Below are 19665 nucleotides of genomic sequence, written 5' to 3'. Positions count from 1 at the left end.
GCTGCGACCTACGACCGTACCCGTCGACCGCAGTCGACGCGGGCGCGCGACGAACGTCGACGGCGAAGCCATCCGCTGACGCGCGCGAACAGCGGAGCCATCCGCTGACGCCCATCCAGCCGACGGGGCACGCCGCCTCCCGTCAGGTGGAGGCGGCGTGCCCAGCCGGTTGGATACCGCGGGCGGTGCGCGTCAGACCCGCACCGCCTCCCCGACGGGCACGAGCCGACGCAGCTGGGTGACGTGCGCGGGCGTGAGGTCGGCCAGGGTCGGCACCTCGAGCAGCTTCATGGTGCGCACGACCTGGTCGCCGAGGATCTGGATGGTGCGGTCGACGCCGGCGCGGCCTCCCGCCATCAGGCCGTAGAGGTAGGCGCGGCCGATCAGGGTGAACTTCGCGCCGAGCGCGTACGCGGCCACGATGTCGGCGCCGTTCATGATGCCGGTGTCGATCGCGACCTCCGTGCGGTCGCCCACGGCCTCCACGACCCGCGGCAGCAGGTGGAAGGGGATGGGCGCCCTGTCGAGCTGGCGGCCGCCGTGGTTGGAGAGCACGATGCCGTCGACGCCGAGGTCGACGAGCGTGCGCGAGTCTTCGACGTTCTGCACCCCCTTGACGACGATCTTGCCCGGCCACATGCTCCGGATGACGTCCAGGTCGGCGAAGCTGATCGAGGGGTCCATCGCCGCGTCGAGCAGCTCGCCGACGGTGCCGCCGGTCGAGGACAGCGAGGCGAACTCCAGCTTGGGCGTCGTGAGGAAGTCGTACCACCACCACGGCCGGGGGATCGCGTTGAGCACGGTGCCGAGCGTGAGCTGCGGGGGGATCGAGAAGCCGTTGCGCTTGTCGCGCAGCCGGGCGCCGGCGACCGGGGTGTCGACCGTGAAGAACAGGGTGTCGAAGCCGTTGGCCGCCGCCCGGCGGACGAGCTCGTAGGAGATCTCGCGGTCGCGCATCACGTACAGCTGGAACCAGTTGCGGCCGGTCGGGTTGGCGGCTTTGACGCCCTCGATGGAGGTCGTGCCCAGTGTCGACAGCGTGAACGGGATGCCCGCGGCGCCGGCCGCGCCCGCCCCGGCGACTTCGCCCTCGGTCTGCATCAGGCGGGTGAAGCCCGTCGGCGCGATCCCGAACGGCATCGCCGAGGGGCCTCCCCAGATCTCGCAGGAGGTGTCGACAGTGGAGACGTCGCGCAGGATCGACGGGTGGAACTCGATGTCCTGGAATGCCTGGCGGGCGCGCGCGAGCGAGAGCTCGCCCTCCGCCGCGCCCTCCGTGTAGTCGAACGCGGCCTTCGGCGTGCGGCGCTTCGCGATGGTGCGCAGGTCTTCGATGGTGAGGGCGGCGCTCAGCCGGCGCTTCTTCGCATCGAGCTCCGGCTTCTTGAACGACATCAGCTCGAGGAGCTCTGCGGGCTTGGGGAGTTGGCGGGTGACCATGTTCGTGTGCCTAACGTGCGTCGGTGGAGAGGGAGGGGGACAGGGGGCGCGACGGGGTCGCGGTGCCGGGTGCATCCGGCGCGGCGTCGCGGTAGTAGCCGCTGATGTGGTCGTGGACGCGGGAGCGCGCCGCCGCCGGGTCGCCCGCGTCGATCGCGGCGATCAGGCCGCGGTGCTCGGCGCGCAGGCGTGCGGCCATGGCCTCCCAGTCGGGGAGGCGCCGAGCGCCGGCGAGCACGTAGCCCTCGATCGAGCTGCGGAGGCCGGCCATCGTCGTCGCGACGACGGCGTTGCCCGCCGCTTCGGCGAGCGCGAGGTGGAACTGCGCGTCGAGCGCCAGGAACTCCGCGGCCGTCAGTGTCGGGTCGTCCATGGCGTCGAGGAGGTGCCGTGCGTCGGCGAGGTCGACGTTCGGCCCGCGCTCGGCCAGTTCGCCGGCGACGGAGGTCTCCAGCAGCAGACGTGTGCTCACCACGTCGGCGACGGGGAAGCCGCTCGCGGCCACCTGGAGGCGCATCAGGGACTGCATCCCGCCGAGCGGCCGGGCGATGATGATGGCTCCGGAGCTCGGCCCGGATCCGGTCTGCGTGCGGATCAGGCCCATGGCCTCCAGCACGCGCACCGCCTCGCGGACGCTGGAGCGTGCGACGCCGAACTCGGCCGAGAGGGCGCGCTCGGGCGGCAGGTGGTCGCCCGGCCGCAGCCGGCCGTCGACGAGGCGCTCCTCGATGCGGGCGAGCACGCTCTCCCACGCCTTCGGCTCGGTGTCCACGCCGTCTCCTCGCGCATCGTCTCGTATGGTCCGACCGTGTGGTCAGACCGTGTGGTCGGACCATGTGGTCAGACCACACGGTATCATGGCCTTCCCCGTCAGGCGAGGCGGATCGCGTGGGGTGGAGTCAGTCGGCGACGGAGGCGGCGCGGCCGAGCTCCACGTCCTCCACGCGCGAGCGCGGCATGAGCAGGCCGGCCACGATCGTGAGCACGGCGACGACGGCGACGGAGACGAAGACGGCGGTCGAGGCGCTCTGCACGGCGGCGGGGGAGTGCGCGCCGCCGGCGGCCGACAGGATGATGGCGTTCGCGATCGCGCCGAACACCGCGACGCCGACCGCGCTGCCGATGGAGCGGGCGAACATGTTGGTGCCGGTGACGACGCCGCGCTCGCTCCACGAGACGCTCGACTGGGCGGCGATCAGCGTCGGTGTCGCGACGAGCCCCATCCCGAGTCCCACGATGAAGCAGCTCACCGCCACGAACAGCACGCTCGGGGTGACGCTGGTGGCGGCCAGGACGATCGTGCCGATGATGGCGATGCCCGTGCCGAGCAGCGCGGTGTTGCGGAAGCCGATCCGCAGATAGAAGCGCCCGGAGACGCTCGCGGCGAGCGGCCAGCCGAGGGTCAGCGCGGCGACCGCGAGACCCGAGACGAGAGGGGGCACGCCGATCGTCGACTCCAGGTAGGTCGGCACGTAGGAGGTGAGGCCGATCAGGATGGCGCCGATGCCCAGCGAGACCAGTGTGGTCGTGACCAGCAGCCGGCGGGAGAAGACCCACAGCGGCAGCACCGGCTCTGCCGCCTTCCGCTCCACGAGCGCGAACGCGACGAGCAGGAGGCCGCCGAGCACGAACGCGCCGACGCTCCACACTGAGTTCCAGGCCCAGGCCTGGCCGCCCTCGAGCACCGCGAGGATGAGCAGCGACATCCCGGCCGTGAGCAGCGCCGACCCGGCGTAGTCGATGCGGTGCGGCTTGCGTTCGATGTTCTCGTGGAACGCGCGGATCAGCATCCACGCGGCCAGGATGCACAGCGGCACGTTGACGAAGAAGATCCACCGCCACGACAGGAACTGCGAGAACAGTCCGCCCAGCGTCGGCCCGACAACCGAGGAGATCGCCCACACGCTCGCGAGGTAGCCCTGTGTCTTCGCGCGCTCGGCGACCGTGTAGATGTCGCCGGCGATCGTCATCGACATCGGCTGGATCGCGCCGGCGCCGAGCCCCTGCAGCGCGCGGAAGGCGATCAGCGCGGGCATCGACCATGCGAAGCCGCACAGGATCGAGCCCACGAAGAACAGACCGATGCCCGCCAGGACGATCGGCTTGCGGCCGACGGTGTCGGACAGCTTGGCGTAGACGGGGACGGAGACCGCCTGGGCGAGCAGGTAGATCGAGAAGAGCCAGGGGAACTGCGCGAAGCCGCCGAGGTCGCTCACGATCGAGGGCACGGCGGTCGCGAGGATCGTCGCATCGATCGCGACGAGACCGGTCGTCAGCATCAGGGCGATCAGGATGGGGCCGCGCTCGGAGCGGAAGCCCACGCTGGCTCGGGTGATCTCGTTCATCCCTGTCAACAACCGGAGCGCGGCCGGGGCATTCCCGATCCGGGCGAAAGAGTCCGCTTGACGTGAAAGAAAGTGCGGCGCACAATCTGAAACATGTCTTTCACATCTGGCGCACGCCCGGAGGACCGGCGCACGGTCACCGATCCGCGCGCGCTGCGCGCGCTGGCCCACCCGTTGCGGCTCGCGCTGCTCGACCACCTCATGTCGTTCGGGGCACGCACCGCCAGCGAGTGCGCCGATGCCGTGGGCTCGACGCCCTCCAACTGCAGCTACCACCTGCGCGCACTCGCACGCTTCGGCCTGGTCGAGCGGGTGGACGCCGAGGACGGGCGCGAACGGCCGTGGCAGTCGACGGCCACGGGCCTCCAGCTCGGACGCACGGACGACCCCGGCGTCCAGCTCGGGGAGGACACGGTCGAGCGCTTCTTCGCCGACCGCCAGATCGACGAAGAGGCCGCCCGGCTGCACCGCGCGATCGCCCAGCGTGACAGCGTCCCGCCCGCCTGGCGAGAGGCGAGCATCCTCGCGGGCTACGCCCTGCGGATCAGCCCTGACGAGCTGCGTGAGCTGGGTGACCGGCTGGATGCGCTCATCCGCCCGTACATCGGGCTCACCCGCGACGACGCCCCGGACGACAGCGCGGTGGTCGCCCTCAGCCTCAGCGCGTTCCTGCACCCGGACGGGGTGCCGCCGCAAGGGGTGAGCGGATCATGAGCCGCTCCCCGCTCCTCCGGCGCGACTACGCGCTCGTCTGGACGGCCGGCCTGGTCTCCGACACCGGTGACTGGCTGCTGATGATCGCCCTCCCGCTGTTCGCCTTCTCGGCGACGGGCTCGGCGCTGGGCGCCTCCGCCGTGTTCCTGGCCGAGCTCATCCCGATGCTGCTCGCCGGCACGTTCCTCGGCGTGCTCGTCGACCGCTGGGACCCGCGGCGCACGATGATCGTCGTCGCGCTGATCCAGGGCGTCGCGCTCCTCCCGCTGCTGGCGGCCAGCCCCGACCGCATGGGCGTCGTCTACGCGGTGGCGGCCGTGCAGGCTTGCCTCGGCGCCATGATCAACCCGGCCAGGCAGTCGATGGTGCCGCGCCTCCTGAAGCCGGACGAGCTCGGTCGGGGCAATGCCCTGCTGGCCATCGCCGACAACCTCGCACGGCTCGTCGGCTCACCGCTCGGCGGTCTCGCGTTCGCGGTGGGCGGGCTGCCCGGGGTGGTGATCGTAGACGCGGTGAGCTTCGGCGTGACGGCCCTGCTCGTCGCCTTCACCCGCCCGCTGCCGGCGGTCGCCCCCGCGCCCGGCACGGAGTCGGCGCCCGCCGCCGAGCGGCGCCTGCTGCGCGAGTGGGTGGAGGGCATCGCGACGATCGTCCGCAGCCGCGAGCTGCGCACGATCGCGGCGATCGCCGTGCTGGGCAGCGTCGCTCAGGGCGTGTTCCTGGTCCTGTTCATCGTGTATGTCACGCAGGACCTCGGCGCGAACGATACGGAGGTCGGCCTCCTGCGCGGCGTCCAGGCGATCGGCGGAGTGCTCGGTGGGCTGCTCACCGGCGTGCTGATCCGCCGGTTCGCTCCGCGCTGGCTGATCGGCGGTGGCTACCTGGTGTTCGGGGCGCTCTCGCTGCTGACCTGGAACCTGGCACCGGTCACGACGTCGGTGTGGGTCTACGCCGGCCTGTTCATCGCGATGGGACTCCCCGCCGTGGCGACGGCGACGGGGGAGATCACGCTCGTCCAGACAGTCACACCGCGCGCCGCGCTCGGGCGCGTGATCGCCGCCGTCATGACGCTCTCCGGTGCGGCGCAGGGCGTCGGCCTCCTGGTCGCCGGTCTCATCGCCGAATCGGTCGGCACGGTGCGGGTCCTCGACGCGCAGGCGTCGCTCTACCTGCTGTGCGGTGTGCTCGCGCTGGTGTTCCTCGGGGCGGCGAAGGCGGGAGCACGGGATGCCGGGGAGGGCGCGAACGACGGGGTGACCGATTCGGCCGCCGACGTCGGCCGACCCGCGAGTTGACGCGAAACCCGGGCAGATTGCCAGGCGTTTCGCCGTGAGGCACGTAGGGTGTCGGTGTGTGGCGACTGGATAGGAAGAGCGAGGACGACGAGATGACGTCCGACGTGCCAGAGGGCGACGCGCTGCGCCCGGCGTCCAACACGACCTCTCCGCACACCCTGAGCCTCGGCGAACCCGGCGTCGTCGCCGGCAACATCGCCGACCACGTGTGGGCGCGCTGGCGTGAGGAGATCGCGGCGATCGGCGGCCAATCGCCCCTGCTGCACTTCGAGGACAGCCCGCGCACGCGCATCGAGCTCAGCACCACGCACCCCGGCGGCCTCCCGCAGTTCATCACCGGGCAGAGCACGCTGCTCTCCAGCCTCATCCGCGACGAGCTCGCGCTGCGTACCGCCCGCGCGGCGGCGAACGCCATCACAGCCAAGGGCATCGAGCTGCGTTCCGTGCGCGGCATCGAGTCCGTCCACCTGGCGATCGGGTTGGCGCAGTGGCGTCACGGCTCCGACGAGTTCCTGGCGCCGATCCTGCTGCGTCCTCTGGCGATCCGGCGCTACGGCCGTGACTTCGAGGTGAAGCTCAAGGGTCAGCCGTTCCTGAACCCCGAGCTGGCCCGCGCGCTGTCCGAGCAGTTCCAGATCACCCTCGACGCGGACGCGTTCGTGGCGCTCGCGCTCGACAATGGCGCGTTCAAGCCGCAGCCCGTGATCGACCGGCTGCGCGGGCTCACCTCCCACCTGCCGTGGTTCAACGTGCAGCCGCGCCTGGTGGTCTCGTCGTTCGTCGACGTCGCACCGGCCTTGCGTGCGGAGGCGGAAGACCTCGACACGCCGCTGCTCGACGCGCTCGCGGGCAACCCGACGGCGCGCACCACGATCGAGAGCGCCTTCAGCCCGGCCGACCCGATCCGTCAGGACGAGCGCCCGCCGGCCACCGACTCCCTGCTGCTCGATGCCGACGAGGAGCAGGAGAACGTCGTCGCGCAGATCTCTGCCGGCAACTCGATCGTCGTGAAGACCCTCCCGGGCACCGGTGGCACGCAGACGGTCGTCAACGCCGTCGGCGCACTGGTCGCGCAGCACAAGCGCGTGCTCGTGGTCGGGCCGCGGCGCTCGAGCCTCGACGACATCGCCCAGCGCTTCGCGAAGGTCGGGCTGCCCGGCGTCGCAGTCACGCCGCGCAGCCTGCGCCGCGACCTGATCCAGTCGATCGGGCGCAACGAGAAGGCGGAGCAGCCTCGCGTCACCGACGTCGACGACGCGCTGGTGCGGCTCCGCAAGGTGCTTCTCGACTATCGCGCGGCACTCGCGCGCCGCGACCCGGTGCTGCACGTCTCCGTGCTCGACGCGCTGCGCGAGCTCTCCCGGCTCGCTTTGCTGCCGACTCCGCCGGCGACCACCGCACGCCTCAGCCGGGCCTCCATCGAGGCGCTCGCGTCCGGTCGGGACGCCGCGGCCGACGCCCTGATCCGGGCCGCCCGCCTGGGCGAGTTCCGCTACGGCCCGAGCGACTCGCCCTGGTACGGCGCATCGTTCGCGACGACCGAGGAGGGCAAGGCCGCCCACGACCTCGCCAAGAAGCTCAGCCGGGCAGAGCTGCCGCGACTCATCGAGCGGGCACGCGCACTCATCGGCCAGACCAGGATGCGGCCCTTCGAGTCCATCGCCGAGCTCGGTGTCTACCTGCGCCTGCTGCTCGACGTCCGGGAGACGCTCGACCGCTTCACGCCCGCCGTCTTCGACCGTTCGATCTCCGAGCTCATCGCAGCCACCTCGTCGCGCCGCGAGTCGCCGACGATGTCGGGCACGAACCGCCGCCGGCTGCGCAAGCTCGCCCTGGAGTACGTGCGCCCGGGTGTGCACGTGACCGACCTCAACGAGAGCCTGCGCCGCATCCAGCAGCAGCGCATCCTCTGGAACCGCTTCGCCGTCGCAGGTGTCGTGCCGGAGGTGCCGGTCGGCATCGCCGACGTGCAGGTGGCGTACCAGCGCGTCGCGGAGGACCTCGCCCGTCTCGACATCCCGCTGCGCCGCACCGGAACGCCGCAGTCGCTCGCCGCGCTGCCCATCGAGGAGCTGACCCGCCAGGTCGCCGGTCTCGCCGCCGAGTCGGAGGTTCTCGCCAACCTCCAGGAGCGCACAGCCCTGCTCGGGCAGCTGCGGGAGTGCGGGCTCGATCCGCTGCTGTCCGACCTGTCCGTTCGCCACGTGCCGGAGACCCAGGTCAGCGCCGAGCTCGAGCTCGCCTGGTGGCAGTCCGTGCTGGAGGCCCTGCTCGCCGGAGACCGTGCGCTGCTGAGCGCGAACACGAGCGTGCTCGACCGCCTGGAGGCCGACTTCCGGCTCGTGGACGAAGCCCACGCCTCCGCGACCGGCAAGCAGCTCGCGTGGATGCTCGCCGAGACCTGGAAGATCGGCATCGTCGACTGGCCCGACGAGGCGAAGGCGCTCAAGAAGCTGCTGACGACGACCACGCCGACGGCTGCCTCGCTGAACGCGGCTGCGCCGCACCTGGCGCGCCCGCTGGCCCCGGTCTGGCTGGTCTCGCCCTACGAGGTCCCGTCGATCGACGCGGACGTCGCGTTCGACGCGGTCGTGCTGATCGACGCCGGCGCCTCCAGCCTCGCCGAGAACGTCCCTGTGCTGCGGCGCGCGCGCCAGGTGGTGGCCTTCGGCGACCCGGTCACGCAGACGCCTTCGCGCTTCGACACCGGAGTGCACGAGTACGGGACGACGGTGGAGGCCGCGGACGTGGACGCGCTCCACGCCGACTCCGCGCTCGCCCGCCTGTCCGAGCTCCTCCCGGTCTACACGCTGGCGCGCAGCTACCGCGCGGGCGGAGAAGACCTCGCCGAACTCGTCAACCGGCGCTTCTACGGCGGCAACATCGACTCCCTGCCGTGGGCCGGAACCTACCTCGGGCACGGCAGCCTCGCGCTCCACTACGTGACCGGCGGTCAGGGCATGCCCGACAGCGACACCGGGGCCGTGGAGAGCACCGACGCCGAGGTGGCGAAGGTGGTCGAGCTCGTCCTGCGCCACGCCACCGAGCGGCCGCGCGAGTCGCTGATGGTGATCACCGCCAGCGAGCGCCATGCGGTGCGCGTGAACCAGGCCGTCCTGGCGGCGTTCGCGAAGCGCACCGAGCTCGCCGACTTCATCCTGGGCGACCGCCCGGAGCCGTTCACCGTCGTGACCCTGGAGCAGTCGGTCGGCCAGAGCCGCGACCGAGCCGTCTTCTCGATCGGCTACGGCCGCACTCCGCACGGCCGGCTGCTGTCGAACTTCGGAGCGCTGGCCGAGCCGGGAGGCGACCGCCTCCTCGCCGTCGGAATGACGCGCGCCCGCCGCGGGATGGACATCGTCTCGTGCTTCCGGCCTGACGACATCGACGAATCGCGCATGAGGCACGGGATCGCCGCGCTCGCCCAGGTGCTGGGCGAGGCCGACCAGCTGCAGGCCGCCGTGCCCGAGTACCTCAGCCCCGACGCGGACCCGATGATCCTCGACCTCGCCAAGCGTCTCGCCCGCCGGGGCCTGGACGTGCAGGTCGGCTACCGCGGCAAGCTCACCCTGGTCGCGTCGAACGAGGGCCGCGCGGTGGTCGTCGAGACCGACGAGGACGTGAACAAGGGCAGCCTCCGCGAGTCGCTCCGGCTCCGACCCGACGTGCTGCGCCGCCTCGGCTGGCACTACCTCCGCGTGCACAGCTTCGAGCTGTTCGCCGACCCGGATGCGGTGGCCGGACGGATCGCGCGCCTCATCGGCATCTCGGAGGCCGACACCGAGACGGCGCCGATCACGCTTCCGGAGCTGTGAGCGCCCGCACATTTGCGCCGAATGTGCTCTCTGGAGCCGACTTACGGCACATTTGCGCCGAATCTGCGCCTAGCCTGGAAGGGTGAGCCAGCAGCGACAGGACGACGAGCGGCCCGCGCGCAGGCCGCGCCGCGTGCGGCGCGAGGGAGTACCCGGCGCCGACCCGACCCCGCGCCTGCCGGAACGCGACCGCGAAGAGGGGGCGTGGTCGTCGAACGACGAGCAGCTGCGACGGGATGTGCCGCCGCACTGGTGACGGCTCGAGGCGGGAAAAGTAGCACTCTGGTAGCATCGGAGTATGACCGTGAAGCTGAGTGTGAGTCTCTCCGACGACGATCTCGTCTACCTGGACAAAATCGCGGCCGATATGCGAGGCAACCGGTCCGCGGCCATCCACCGACTTCTCCGCGTTCAGCGCGAGCTCGATGCCGAGGACGCATACGCACAGGCGTTCGACGAGTGGGAGAACTCGGGCGAGGAGGCGCTCTGGGACAGCACCGCGAGCGATGGGCTGTCCGAGTGAGGCGTGGTGATGTCGTCGAGGTCTTGCTGGATCCAGTCGTCGACGGTGAGGCAGGCAAGCTGCGCCCGTGCATCATCGTCAGCTCTGCAGGTGTGAACGCGGCGGTCACGAAGCGTTCGCGTGGTGTCATCACCTGCGTTCCCGTGACCTCGAACGTCTCGAATGTCCACGTGGACTTTCAGGTGGAGGTCGGTGATCCGGACGACCTTGCACAGATGGGGCTGCGGACCCCATCGAAGGTCCAGGCCGAGCAGGTGCGCGCCATCGGGTTCCCCCGCATCACCCGAGCCCTGGGCGTGACGCCGGGGTGGATCCTGCACCAGGTCGACGACGCGCTCAGGTTTCACCTCTCGCTGTAGTGCGCTCCGACCTCCCCGCTACGGCAGCGGGTCGGCGTGCCTGCCGGCGCCCGGGACCGAGGGCGGTGCCTGCTGGGCCTGCAGGAGATCGCGGATCTCGGTGAGCAGGTCGAGCTCGGTGATCGGGGCGTCGGGTTCGACGACGCCCTTCTCGCGGAGGCGCTCTGCTCGCTCCTTCACTTTGTTGAGCGGGTAGACGAAGACGAAGTAGACGACGGCCGCGACCACGAGGAACGTGATGATCGCACCGATCACCGCCCCGAACTTGAACACCGAGTCGCCGACGGTGAACACGAGAGCGTCGTCCAGCGATTTCGCCTTGAAGAAGAGGCTGATCAGCGGGTTGAAGATATTCGTCACGATCGACGTGACGACCGCCGTGAACGCGGCACCGATGACCACGGCGACCGCCAGGTCGATCACGTTCCCGCGGAGGATGAACTCCCTGAAGCCTTTGAGCATGACCGGTCCTTTCGCCAGGTGACTGGGGCTGGTGGTGCTGGTGTCAGGCTGCGGAGCCCGAGGAGGAGGAAGAAGTAGAAGAAGAGGACGACGACCCGGACGACGAAGACGACCCCGAGGAAGACGACCCGGACGACGACGACCCCGAGGTCGGCGACCCCGAGGCGGGCGACGCCGAGCTCGGCCCCGACGACGAGCCTCCCCCTGTCTTCGTACCACCGCGCGAGTCGGTGCGGTAGAACCCGGAGCCGTTGAACGTCACGCCGACGGTGCCGAACACCTTGCGCAGTGTTCCGCCGCAGTTCGGGCAGACCGTCAGTGCGTCGTCGGTGAAGGCCTGGTGGATGTCGAAGGCGTGGCCGCAGTCGCGGCACGAGTAGGAGTAGGTGGGCATGGTCTTCCGTGTCGTTCGGGGTGGTCCGCGGCGCCGTTCAGGAGAATTCGACGATGCGGGTGGGCGTGACCGCGCCGTCGACGGGCTGGTCGTGTCGTTCCCGGGGGACTTCGCTCACCAGCTCGCCGTCGAAGACGACGGCGTACACCGGGGGACATTTTTCCATGCTCCCGAGCGTCTTGTCGAAATAGCCGCGTCCCCAGCCCATGCGCATGCCGCCGGCGTCGACGGCCGCGGCGGGCACCAGGATGAGGTCGACGTCGTTGATGGCGATCGGACCGAGCAGTTCGCCGACGGCCTCCGGCATGCCGAAGAGCCCTTCGACCTCGGTCTCGCCGTCGCCCGTGGTCCAGTCGAGGAGCCCGTCCTCGCGCGAGACCGGGAGCAGCACGCGGATGTCGTGGCCGACCGCCCAGCCGACGAACGGACGTGTGTCGGGCTCGATCGTGGTGGAGAGATAGCAGGCGACGGAGCGCGCGGAGAGGTCCGTCGCGAGGTCGATCAAGTTGCGGGTGATTCCAACGGTCGCGGCCTGCCGTTCCGTGCTCGTGAGGTTCTGCCGCCGCTCGCGGAGCTCGGCGCGCAGTGCGCGCTTGCGATGGGCGGCAGTGTCCGTGTCCATGGGTCAATCCTAGAAGATCCAGCCTGGAGGGCCGGGCAAATGCGGATACTGTAGCGGCATGGCTACCAATGTGACGAAAGCAGTGATCCCGGCAGCAGGCCTCGGCACCCGGTTCCTCCCGGCCACCAAGGCCATGCCGAAGGAGATGCTGCCGGTCGTCGACAAGCCGGCCATCCAGTACGTAGTCGAAGAGGCGGTGAGCGCGGGCCTCAACGACGTCCTGATGATCACGGGGCGCAACAAGAACGCGCTCGAGAACCACTTCGACCGCAACGCCGAACTCGAGGACACGCTCGAGAAGAAGGGCGACACCGACCGTCTCGAGAAGGTCAACTACTCCACGTCTCTCGCCGATCTGCACTATGTGCGCCAGGGCGACCCCAAGGGGCTCGGCCACGCGGTGCTGCGGGCCAAGATGCACGTCGGCCGCGAACCGTTCGCCGTCCTCCTGGGCGACGACATCATCGACTCCCGCGACGACCTGCTCCAGCACATGCTCGAGGTGCAGCAGAAGTACAACGCCACGGTGGTCGCACTGATGGAGGTCCCCAGCGAGGCCATCCACCTGTACGGCGCCGCCGCCATCGAAGAGACCGGCGACGACGATGTTGTACGCATCACGGGCCTCGTCGAGAAGCCCGACGCCGAGCACGCGCCGTCCAACTACGCCGTCATCGGCCGGTACGTGCTGCGTCCCGAGGTGTTCGACGTGCTCGAGCGCACCGAGCCGGGCCGGGGAGGCGAGATCCAGCTCACCGACGCGCTCCAGTCGATGGCGGAAGCCCCGGACTGGACGGGCGGCGTGTACGGTGTCGTCTTCCGAGGCCGCCGCTACGACACCGGCGACCGCCTCGACTACATCAAGGCGATCGTGCAGCTGGCGGTCGACCGCGAAGACCTCGGCCCGGAACTGCGGCCGTGGCTGCGCGAGTTCGCCGACGGCCTCGCCGACGAGCCGCGGGAGATCCTCGACGAGATGCCCGCCGACACGACTGACGCCATCTAGTCCGTTTACCGCTACGGTCGTATCTGCGGCGAACGGTCGTCGCAGAAGGAGGACGGTGTGGCGTTCGTCATCCCCACGCTGAGCGAGGGACGCATCGGGCTGCGGCCGATCCGCCTGAGGGACGCTCGCGCGCTCGAGCGATCGCTGCTCGACAACCGCACGTGGCTGCGGCAGTGGGAGGCCACCAGCCCGTACGCGCCGGGATCGTTCGACACGCGCGCGAGCATCCGCTCCCTGCTCGCGAACGCGCGCGCCGGGCACGGCCTCCCGTTCATCGTCGAGTACGACGGTCGCCTGGCCGGCCAGCTCAACGTCTCGTCGGTGACCTACGGCTCGCTGTCGAGCGCCACCATCGGCTATTGGATCGCCGAGGAGTTCGCGGGGCGCAACATCACGCCGACCGCGGTGGCGCTCGCGACGGACTACTGCTTCTACCAGCTCGGGCTGCACCGCATGGAGATCTGCATCCGGCCGGAGAACGGCCCGAGCCTCCGGGTCGTGGAGAAACTCGGCTTCCGCTATGAGGGCTTGCGGCGCCGGTACATCCACATCAACGGCGACTGGCGCGACCACTACTGCTTCGGGCTGGTGTCCGAGGAGTTGAACCAGGGGGTGCTGCGGCGCTGGCTCGACGGCGAGGCGCCGACCGAGGCCGCCGCCGTGACGGCGGAGGATCGTGCTGCCGCAGCGATCCCCCTGCCGATCGCCCGGAGACACTGAGAGTCCTCTTCATCGGTGACACACCCGGCCTCTGACCGGGGCGCCGAGCCGTCGACCCCTACCGTAGAGGCATGACTGGGGATGTGATGGGCGGTGGGGTGATCGTCGCCATCGCGGCCGCCCTCTGGCTCGCCTATCTCGTCCCGGTGTGGCTGCGTCGCCGGGAGTACCTGGCGACGGAGCGGAACGCCGTTCGGCTGCAGCAGACGCTGCGGATCCTGGCCGAGACGAGTGAGCTTCCGGACGAAGTCCGCATGGAGGCCACCGCGAAGACGGTCGCCGAACAGCAGAGGATCCTCCGCAAGGCGGAGGAGCGCAGGCTCGCGACCGCACGAGCAGAGGCGGCGGCGCACGCGCGGCGCGAGCAGGCCATCGCAGAGGAGCGCAGGCACGCGGCCGAGGAGGCCGAGCGCGCGGCGGCACAGGCCATCGCCCTGGAGCGCGCGTCCCGCGCGGCGGCGGCCCAGCGGGCGAGCGCGCTCGCCGTGGCGAGCGCACGCCCGCAGCTGTCCCCACGCCGTCGCCGACGCCTCCGCCGTTCTCGGGCGCTGTGCACTCTGCTGCTGGTGGCGAGCCTCGTCGGCGTCGCCGTCGGCGCCGCTCTGCTGTTGGCCTCGGGCGCCTGGCTGCTTCCCGTGGTGTCGGTGGTCGTCGCCCTGGCCGCTCTCGGCATGCTCGGCAGACTGTCGCGGTCCGCTCGCGCCACCGTCGCGCCCGTCCCGTTCGTGCCCGCCGCTCCCGCGTCGCCAGCCCTCTACGACGACGCCAAGCACGATCTCCCCGTGCAGGAGGCGCTGCGCCAGAGCTGGACGCCGCGCCCGCTGCCGAAGCCGCTGCACCTGTCGCCCGGAACCGTCGCCGCCGCGGCGATGGCCTCGGTGGACGCCGCGGCCGAGCTGCGCCGTGCGTCCGCCCGCGCCGACTTCGAGCGCAAGGCCACGGCGGTGGCGGAGGCCGCGCCGGCGGTCCCTGCGCCCGTGCGACTCCACCCGGTCGCAGCGCCCGCACCGGCGGTCGCGTCTGCGTCTGCCTCTGCGCCTGCCCGCCCCGTCGCCGTCGAGGAGGCCGTGCCGAGCGTCTACGCCGGGATGGGGATCGTGGGTTCCGTCGACGACGGGGCACTCGACCTGGATGCCGTCCTCCGTCGTCGTCGCGCGGCCAGCTGAGCCCGCCTCGATTTCGAATCGGCACGGCGAGGGTGCTAGGCTAGCTGAGCAGTTCCCGGGGCTATGGCGCAGTTGGTAGCGCGCTTCGTTCGCATCGAAGAGGTCAGGAGTTCGAATCTCCTTAGCTCCACCACCGGTTAGGAAGGCCGCCCTGAGGGGCGGCCTTCTTCGTTTCGCCCCGCCTTCCCGCCCTGCAAGAATTTGCAGACTTTCATCACCGACTTTCGTTCCCGCTGCGTTATCGTATCCCCGTGTCCAGGCGACTAGCAGAGGTGGCCCGCAAGGTCGGGGTCAGTGAAGCGACCGTGAGTCGTGTCCTCAACGACAAGCCGGGAGTCTCCGAGTCGACCAGGAGGGCGGTGCTGACCGCCCTCGACGTGCTCGGCTACGAGCGTCCGACGAAGCTGCGTGGCGAACGCCCGCGGCTCGTCGGTCTGGTCCTGCCCGAGTTGTCCAATCCGATCTTCCCCGCCTTCGCCGAGGTCGTGGGAGGCGCCCTCGCGCAGAACGGCTACACGCCCGTGCTCTGCACCCAGACCGCCGGCGGCATCTCCGAGTCCGACTACATCGACCTCCTGCTGCAGCAGCAGGTCTCCGGGGTGGTCTTCGCCGGCGGCCTCTACACGCAGGAGGCGGGGTCGCACGAGCACTACGAGAAGCTGCGGGACGTGAAGCTGCCGACGGTGCTGGTCAGCGCGCCCGTCGACGGGCTCGGCTTCCCCGCGGTGTCGTGCGATGACGCCGTGGCCACCCAGCTGGCGGTGCGGCACCTGGTGCAGCTCGGGCACACCAGGATCGGCTTCGTCCTCGGACCGAAGGATCACGTACCCTCCCGCCGCAAGGTCGAGGCGGCCGAACAGGAGCTCGAGCGCGCCGGAATCGCGTTCGAGCCGAGCCGGGTCGTGCGCTCGCTCTACTCGCTCGAGTCGGGGCAGGCGGCCGCCACGCGGCTCCTCCAGACCGGGGTGACCGGCATCGTCTGCGCGAGCGACCCTCTGGCGCTCGGGGTGATCCGAGCCGTCCGCCGCGCGGGGCTGCGGGTCCCTCAGGACGTCTCGGTCGTCGGCTATGACGACTCCGCGCTGATGGGGTGCGTCGAGCCTCCGCTCACGACGGTACGTCAGCCGATCGAGCCGATGGGGCGCATGGTGATGGAGCTGCTGACGCAGCAGATCGCAGGCGAGACGGTCGCCCCCGAGGAGTTCCTCTTCGAGCCGGAGCTCGTGGTGCGGTCCTCGACCGGTCCTGCCGCCACGGCCTAGCGTCGCCGCTGCGCGCCGCCGCTCGCCGCTGCTCGTCGTCGGGTCTCGTCCCGCTGCCCACCCGGGGAGGAGTCGCTCCTTGCGTGCCCGGAGCATCCGGGATTCGGCTTCGTGCTCACGCAAATGCGCGCAAGAGTTCGCAAATGACTTGCATCCATTTTAGTTCTTGCGTCATTTTGTCGAGAACTCTACGTTGGCTCTGACGGAAACGGGCAACGCTTCGACTTCCGTCGCACTCGTCCCCGATCACAGCTCCATCCGGCGCCGACGCCAGCGGCAGCCCGGCCCTGCACAGAAAGGCTCCGCGTGGACCTGCCCCTGCTCGCTGAGGACTCAGCAGCACCGACGACCGAGACGACGGCTGCGCGTCCGACCCCGTCCACCGTCGACCCGCTTTGGTGGCGCAGTGCGGTGATCTACCAGATCTACCCGCGGAGCTTCGCCGACGCCAACGGCGACGGGATCGGCGACCTCGCGGGCGTGCGCCGGCACCTGGGGTACCTCAAAGACCTGGGCGTCGACGCCATCTGGTTCACGCCCTGGTACCTGTCCCCGCTCGCCGACGGCGGCTACGACGTCGCCGACTACCGCACGATCGATCCCGCCTTCGGAACGCTCGAGGAGGCCGAGGCCCTCATCGCGGAAGCTCTGGAGCTCGGCATCCGCACCATCATCGACATCGTCCCCAACCACGTCTCCGACCGTCACCGCTGGTTCCAGGCGGCGCTGGCCGCCGGTCCCGGTTCGCCGGAACGGGAGCGCTTCTGGTTCCGTCCGGGACGGGGCGTCGACGGGGCCGAGATGCCGAACCACTGGGTCTCCAACTTCTCCGGCGACACTTGGACGCGCACCGTCGATCCCGACGGGACACCGGGGGAGTGGTACCTCCACCTGTTCACCCCCGAGCAGCCGGACCTCAACTGGAACCACCCCGACGTCCTCCGCGAGCACGAGGAGATCCTGCGCTTCTGGTTCGACCGCGGCGTCGGCGGGGTGCGGATCGACTCCGCGGCCCTGCTGGTCAAGGACCCCGAGCTGCCGGAGGTGCCGGAGCACCCGGCACCGGGTGAGCACCCCAACACCGACAGGGACCAGCTGCACGACATCTACCGCGACTGGCGGGCCATCGCCGACTCGTACCCCGGAACGCGAGTGCTGGTCGGTGAGATCTGGCTCCCCGACATCGAGCGGTTCGCCAAGTACCTGCGCCGCGACGAGCTGCACACGGCCTTCAACTTCGACTTCCTCGCCCGGCCCTGGGACGCCGACCAGCTGCGGGCGTCGATCGACTCGACGCTGGCCGCCCACGCTCCCGTCGGAGCGCCGTCGACCTGGCTGCTGTCGAACCACGACGTGACCCGTCCGGTCACGCGGCTGGGACGCACCGACTCGTCCTTCGCGTTCGCGAAGAAGCGCATCGGCACGCCGACCGACCTCGCGGTCGGAACGCGCCGCGCCCGCGCCGCGGCCCTCCTCGTCGCCGCCCTGCCCGGGTCGCTCTACATCTACCAGGGCGACGAGCTCGGGCTCCCGGAGGTCGAGGACATCCCGGCCGACCGGCTGGAGGATCCGATGCACTTCCGCTCCGGCGGCATCGACCCCGGCCGCGACGGGTGTCGTGTCCCGCTCCCGTGGAGCGGCGACCGTGCCCCGTTCGGCTTCAGCCCCGCGGATTCGGCAGGGGAGCCCTGGCTGCCCCAACCGGCTTCGTGGAGCGCGTTGACCGTGGAGGCGCAGCGCCGGGACCCGGACTCGATGCTCTCGCTCTACACCGGGGCGCTCCGGCTCCGCCGCGACGAGGCCGGCCTCGGCGACGGCGACTTCGCGTGGCTGCCGAGCGAGGGCGGCGTGCTCGCCTTCGCCCGCGGCGACCGCTTCGTCAACGTCACCAATCTGTCGGGCGCGGCCGTGCCGCTCCCTCCCCACGAGGTCGTCCTCCTCAGCAGCGCACCGCTGCAGGACGGACTCCTCCCCACCGACTCCACGGCATGGCTCCGAACACAGCACGCCTCGCCGGAGAACCGCGTCCGATCGACCCGACGACGCACCTGACTGCACCACACCGCACACCGAAAGGAACCAGACAATGAAGTCCGTGAAACCACGACGACTCGGCAGCAAAGTCGTCGCGATCGGCATCGCGACCGCCGCGAGCGTCGCCATGCTGAGCGCGTGCTCGTCCGATGGAGGCAGCAGCAGCAACGGCCAGGTGAACCTCGTCGTCGCGCCGGTCCTGCCCGGGGCGACCGAGGACGCCCTCAAGACACTCAACACGCGTGTCAAGGAGTTCGAGAAGAAGAACCCCGACATCCACGTCAAGGCCATCGAGTACCAGTGGACGGCGAGCACCTTCGCCGCCGAGCTCGCGGGCGGGACCCTGCCCGACGTGTTCAACGTGCCGTTCACCGACTCGAAGACGCTGGCGAACAACGGTCAGCTGGCCGACATCACCACGCCGTTCAAGCAGACCTCCACTGCCGACAAGTGGAACAAGACCGTGCTGAACGTCGCCACCGGCGACAACGGCAAGATCTACGGCATCCCGTGGGGGCCGTACGCGATGGCGCTGTCCTACAACCGCGACATCTTCACGCAAGCCGGGCTCGACCCCGACAAGCCGCCGACGACCCTCGACGAGATCGAGGCCGACGCGAAGACCATCTCCGAGAAGGTGCCGGGCGTCGCGGGCTACATGCAGATGACCAAGGACAGCACGGGAGGCTGGAACCTCGCGACGAGCACCTACGCACTCGGCGGCCGTCTGGAGTCCACCGGTTCCGACGGCAAAGTGACCGTGAAGACCGACAACGACCAGACCAAGCAGGCGCTCGCGTGGCTCAAGAAGCTCCGCTGGGACGACAACTCCATGGGCAGCAACTTCCTGTGGGACTGGAGCGGCATCAACCAGGGCTTCGCCTCGGGCAAGATCGGGATGTACATGAGCGGTTCCGACGTCGTCGGCTCGCTGATGCAGACGAACGGTTTCGACCCGTCCAAGTACGGGGTGACCACCTACCCGATCGACACGTCGAACGGCAAGGCCGGCATCCTCTCCGGCGGCAACGTCGATGTCGTCAACGTGAAGGACACGCCGGAGCAGATCGCCGCGGCGGTCAAATGGATCGACTTCTACCGCACCCAGCCGCAGGTCGACGAGAGCGACGCCGTCACCCTCGCCAAGTCGAACAAGGCAGGCAACCAGGCCGTCAACGCCCCGACCCTTCCGCTGTTCGACAAGGCCACCTGGCAGCAGTACCAGACCTGGATCAAGCCGTACGCGAACATCCCGGCCGGCAACGTCAAGCCGTTCAACGACGGGATCTTCAGCCAGACGATCATCCCGGAGCCGCCGGCGCACACGCAGGACCTGTACGCGGCGCTCGACTCCGTCGTCCAAGCGGTGCTGACCGACAAGAACGCCGACGTCGACACCCTCCTCAAGGGAGTCGACACCAAGATCCAGGCGCTCATCGACGCCGACGCCAAGAAGTAGCAGAGCACCCCGAGGCTGCCAGGCCGTCGGCGCGACACGCGTCCGGCGG

The 19665-nt window shown here is 70.2% G+C and carries 18 protein-coding genes and 1 tRNA gene; 13 read left to right on the top strand and 6 right to left on the bottom strand.

Annotation, left to right across the window (positions count from 1 at the left end; translation table 11 throughout):
• Positions 1-192 precede the first annotated feature (192 nt).
• From KNO15_RS06070 to KNO15_RS06060, 3 genes are all read right to left on the bottom strand, one after another.
• Positions 193-1440, bottom strand: a complete 1248-nt coding sequence (locus KNO15_RS06070) for an alpha-hydroxy acid oxidase (protein ID WP_241702518.1) — start codon at positions 1438-1440, stop codon at positions 193-195.
• 10 nt (positions 1441-1450) lie between these two features.
• Entirely contained in the window at positions 1451-2212 is a 762-nt protein-coding gene (locus KNO15_RS06065) for a FadR/GntR family transcriptional regulator (RefSeq protein WP_241702517.1), read from the bottom strand.
• A gap of 127 nt (positions 2213-2339) precedes the next feature.
• Positions 2340-3785: an MDR family MFS transporter gene (locus KNO15_RS06060; RefSeq protein ID WP_241702516.1), complete on the bottom strand. Its 1446-nt coding sequence runs from the start codon at positions 3783-3785 to the stop codon at positions 2340-2342.
• A gap of 93 nt (positions 3786-3878) precedes the next feature.
• Between KNO15_RS06060 and KNO15_RS06055 the strand changes: the two genes are divergently transcribed.
• The 6 genes from KNO15_RS06055 to KNO15_RS06030 all read left to right on the top strand — a co-directional run bounded on the left by KNO15_RS06055 (position 3879) and on the right by KNO15_RS06030 (position 10491).
• A complete protein-coding gene (locus tag KNO15_RS06055; RefSeq protein WP_241702515.1) occupies positions 3879-4499 on the top strand; it encodes an ArsR/SmtB family transcription factor in 621 nt (206 codons plus the stop codon).
• A complete protein-coding gene (locus KNO15_RS06050) occupies positions 4496-5794 on the top strand; it encodes an MFS transporter (RefSeq protein WP_241702514.1) in 1299 nt (432 codons plus the stop codon). Before KNO15_RS06055 ends, KNO15_RS06050 begins: the two co-directional genes overlap by 4 nt.
• A gap of 92 nt (positions 5795-5886) precedes the next feature.
• Complete coding sequence (locus KNO15_RS06045) at positions 5887-9609, top strand: AAA family ATPase (RefSeq protein WP_241702513.1); 3723 nt, start codon at positions 5887-5889, stop codon at positions 9607-9609.
• An 82-nt stretch (positions 9610-9691) separates the two neighbouring features.
• Entirely contained in the window at positions 9692-9865 is a 174-nt protein-coding gene (locus KNO15_RS06040) for a hypothetical protein (protein ID WP_241702512.1), read from the top strand.
• Between the two features lie 42 nt (positions 9866-9907).
• Positions 9908-10132 (top strand): antitoxin, encoded by a 225-nt coding sequence (locus KNO15_RS06035; protein WP_241702511.1) that lies wholly within the window; start codon positions 9908-9910, stop codon positions 10130-10132.
• Positions 10069-10491 (top strand): type II toxin-antitoxin system PemK/MazF family toxin, encoded by a 423-nt coding sequence (locus KNO15_RS06030; RefSeq protein ID WP_241702510.1) that lies wholly within the window; start codon positions 10069-10071, stop codon positions 10489-10491. Before KNO15_RS06035 ends, KNO15_RS06030 begins: the two co-directional genes overlap by 64 nt.
• An 18-nt stretch (positions 10492-10509) precedes the next feature.
• Here the strand turns inward: KNO15_RS06030 and mscL are convergent, their stop codons facing one another.
• The 3 genes from mscL to KNO15_RS06015 are packed head-to-tail and all read right to left on the bottom strand — an operon-like array spanning position 10510 to position 11969.
• A complete protein-coding gene (mscL, locus tag KNO15_RS06025) occupies positions 10510-10953 on the bottom strand; it encodes a large conductance mechanosensitive channel protein MscL (protein ID WP_241702509.1) in 444 nt (147 codons plus the stop codon).
• Positions 10954-10996: 43 nt separating this feature from the next.
• Positions 10997-11347, bottom strand: coding sequence for an FmdB family zinc ribbon protein (locus KNO15_RS06020; RefSeq protein WP_241702508.1), 351 nt, complete (start codon positions 11345-11347; stop codon positions 10997-10999).
• A gap of 37 nt (positions 11348-11384) precedes the next feature.
• A complete protein-coding gene (locus tag KNO15_RS06015) occupies positions 11385-11969 on the bottom strand; it encodes a 5-formyltetrahydrofolate cyclo-ligase (protein WP_241702507.1) in 585 nt (194 codons plus the stop codon).
• A 58-nt stretch (positions 11970-12027) separates the two neighbouring features.
• Between KNO15_RS06015 and galU the strand changes: the two genes are divergently transcribed.
• From galU to KNO15_RS05980, 7 genes are all read left to right on the top strand, one after another.
• On the top strand, positions 12028-12975 hold the full coding sequence (gene galU / locus KNO15_RS06010) for a UTP--glucose-1-phosphate uridylyltransferase GalU (protein WP_241702506.1): 948 nt from the start codon (positions 12028-12030) through the stop codon (positions 12973-12975).
• A 57-nt stretch (positions 12976-13032) separates the two neighbouring features.
• Positions 13033-13695 (top strand): GNAT family N-acetyltransferase, encoded by a 663-nt coding sequence (locus KNO15_RS06005; protein ID WP_241702505.1) that lies wholly within the window; start codon positions 13033-13035, stop codon positions 13693-13695.
• A 71-nt stretch (positions 13696-13766) separates the two neighbouring features.
• Positions 13767-14861 (top strand): hypothetical protein, encoded by a 1095-nt coding sequence (locus tag KNO15_RS06000; RefSeq protein ID WP_241702504.1) that lies wholly within the window; start codon positions 13767-13769, stop codon positions 14859-14861.
• A 57-nt stretch (positions 14862-14918) separates the two neighbouring features.
• A tRNA-Ala gene (locus KNO15_RS05995) sits at positions 14919-14994 on the top strand.
• A gap of 118 nt (positions 14995-15112) precedes the next feature.
• Positions 15113-16123 carry a LacI family DNA-binding transcriptional regulator gene (locus KNO15_RS05990; RefSeq protein ID WP_241702503.1) on the top strand — a complete coding sequence of 337 codons (1011 nt, stop codon included), beginning with the start codon at positions 15113-15115 and terminating at the stop codon, positions 16121-16123.
• 306 nt (positions 16124-16429) lie between these two features.
• Positions 16430-18175, top strand: coding sequence for a glycoside hydrolase family 13 protein (locus KNO15_RS05985; RefSeq protein WP_441328148.1), 1746 nt, complete (start codon positions 16430-16432; stop codon positions 18173-18175).
• A 43-nt stretch (positions 18176-18218) separates the two neighbouring features.
• Positions 18219-19616, top strand: a complete 1398-nt coding sequence (locus tag KNO15_RS05980) for an extracellular solute-binding protein (RefSeq protein ID WP_241702502.1) — start codon at positions 18219-18221, stop codon at positions 19614-19616.
• Positions 19617-19665 lie beyond the last annotated feature (49 nt).

Origin of the sequence: Leifsonia shinshuensis (genome assembly GCF_022606355.1) — a bacterium.
In the GTDB taxonomy this organism is placed as follows: Bacteria; Actinomycetota; Actinomycetes; order Actinomycetales; family Microbacteriaceae; genus Leifsonia; species Leifsonia shinshuensis_B.
The sequence above is the reverse complement of the archived record's forward strand: the minus strand, read 5'-3'. Positions and strand labels throughout refer to the sequence as shown.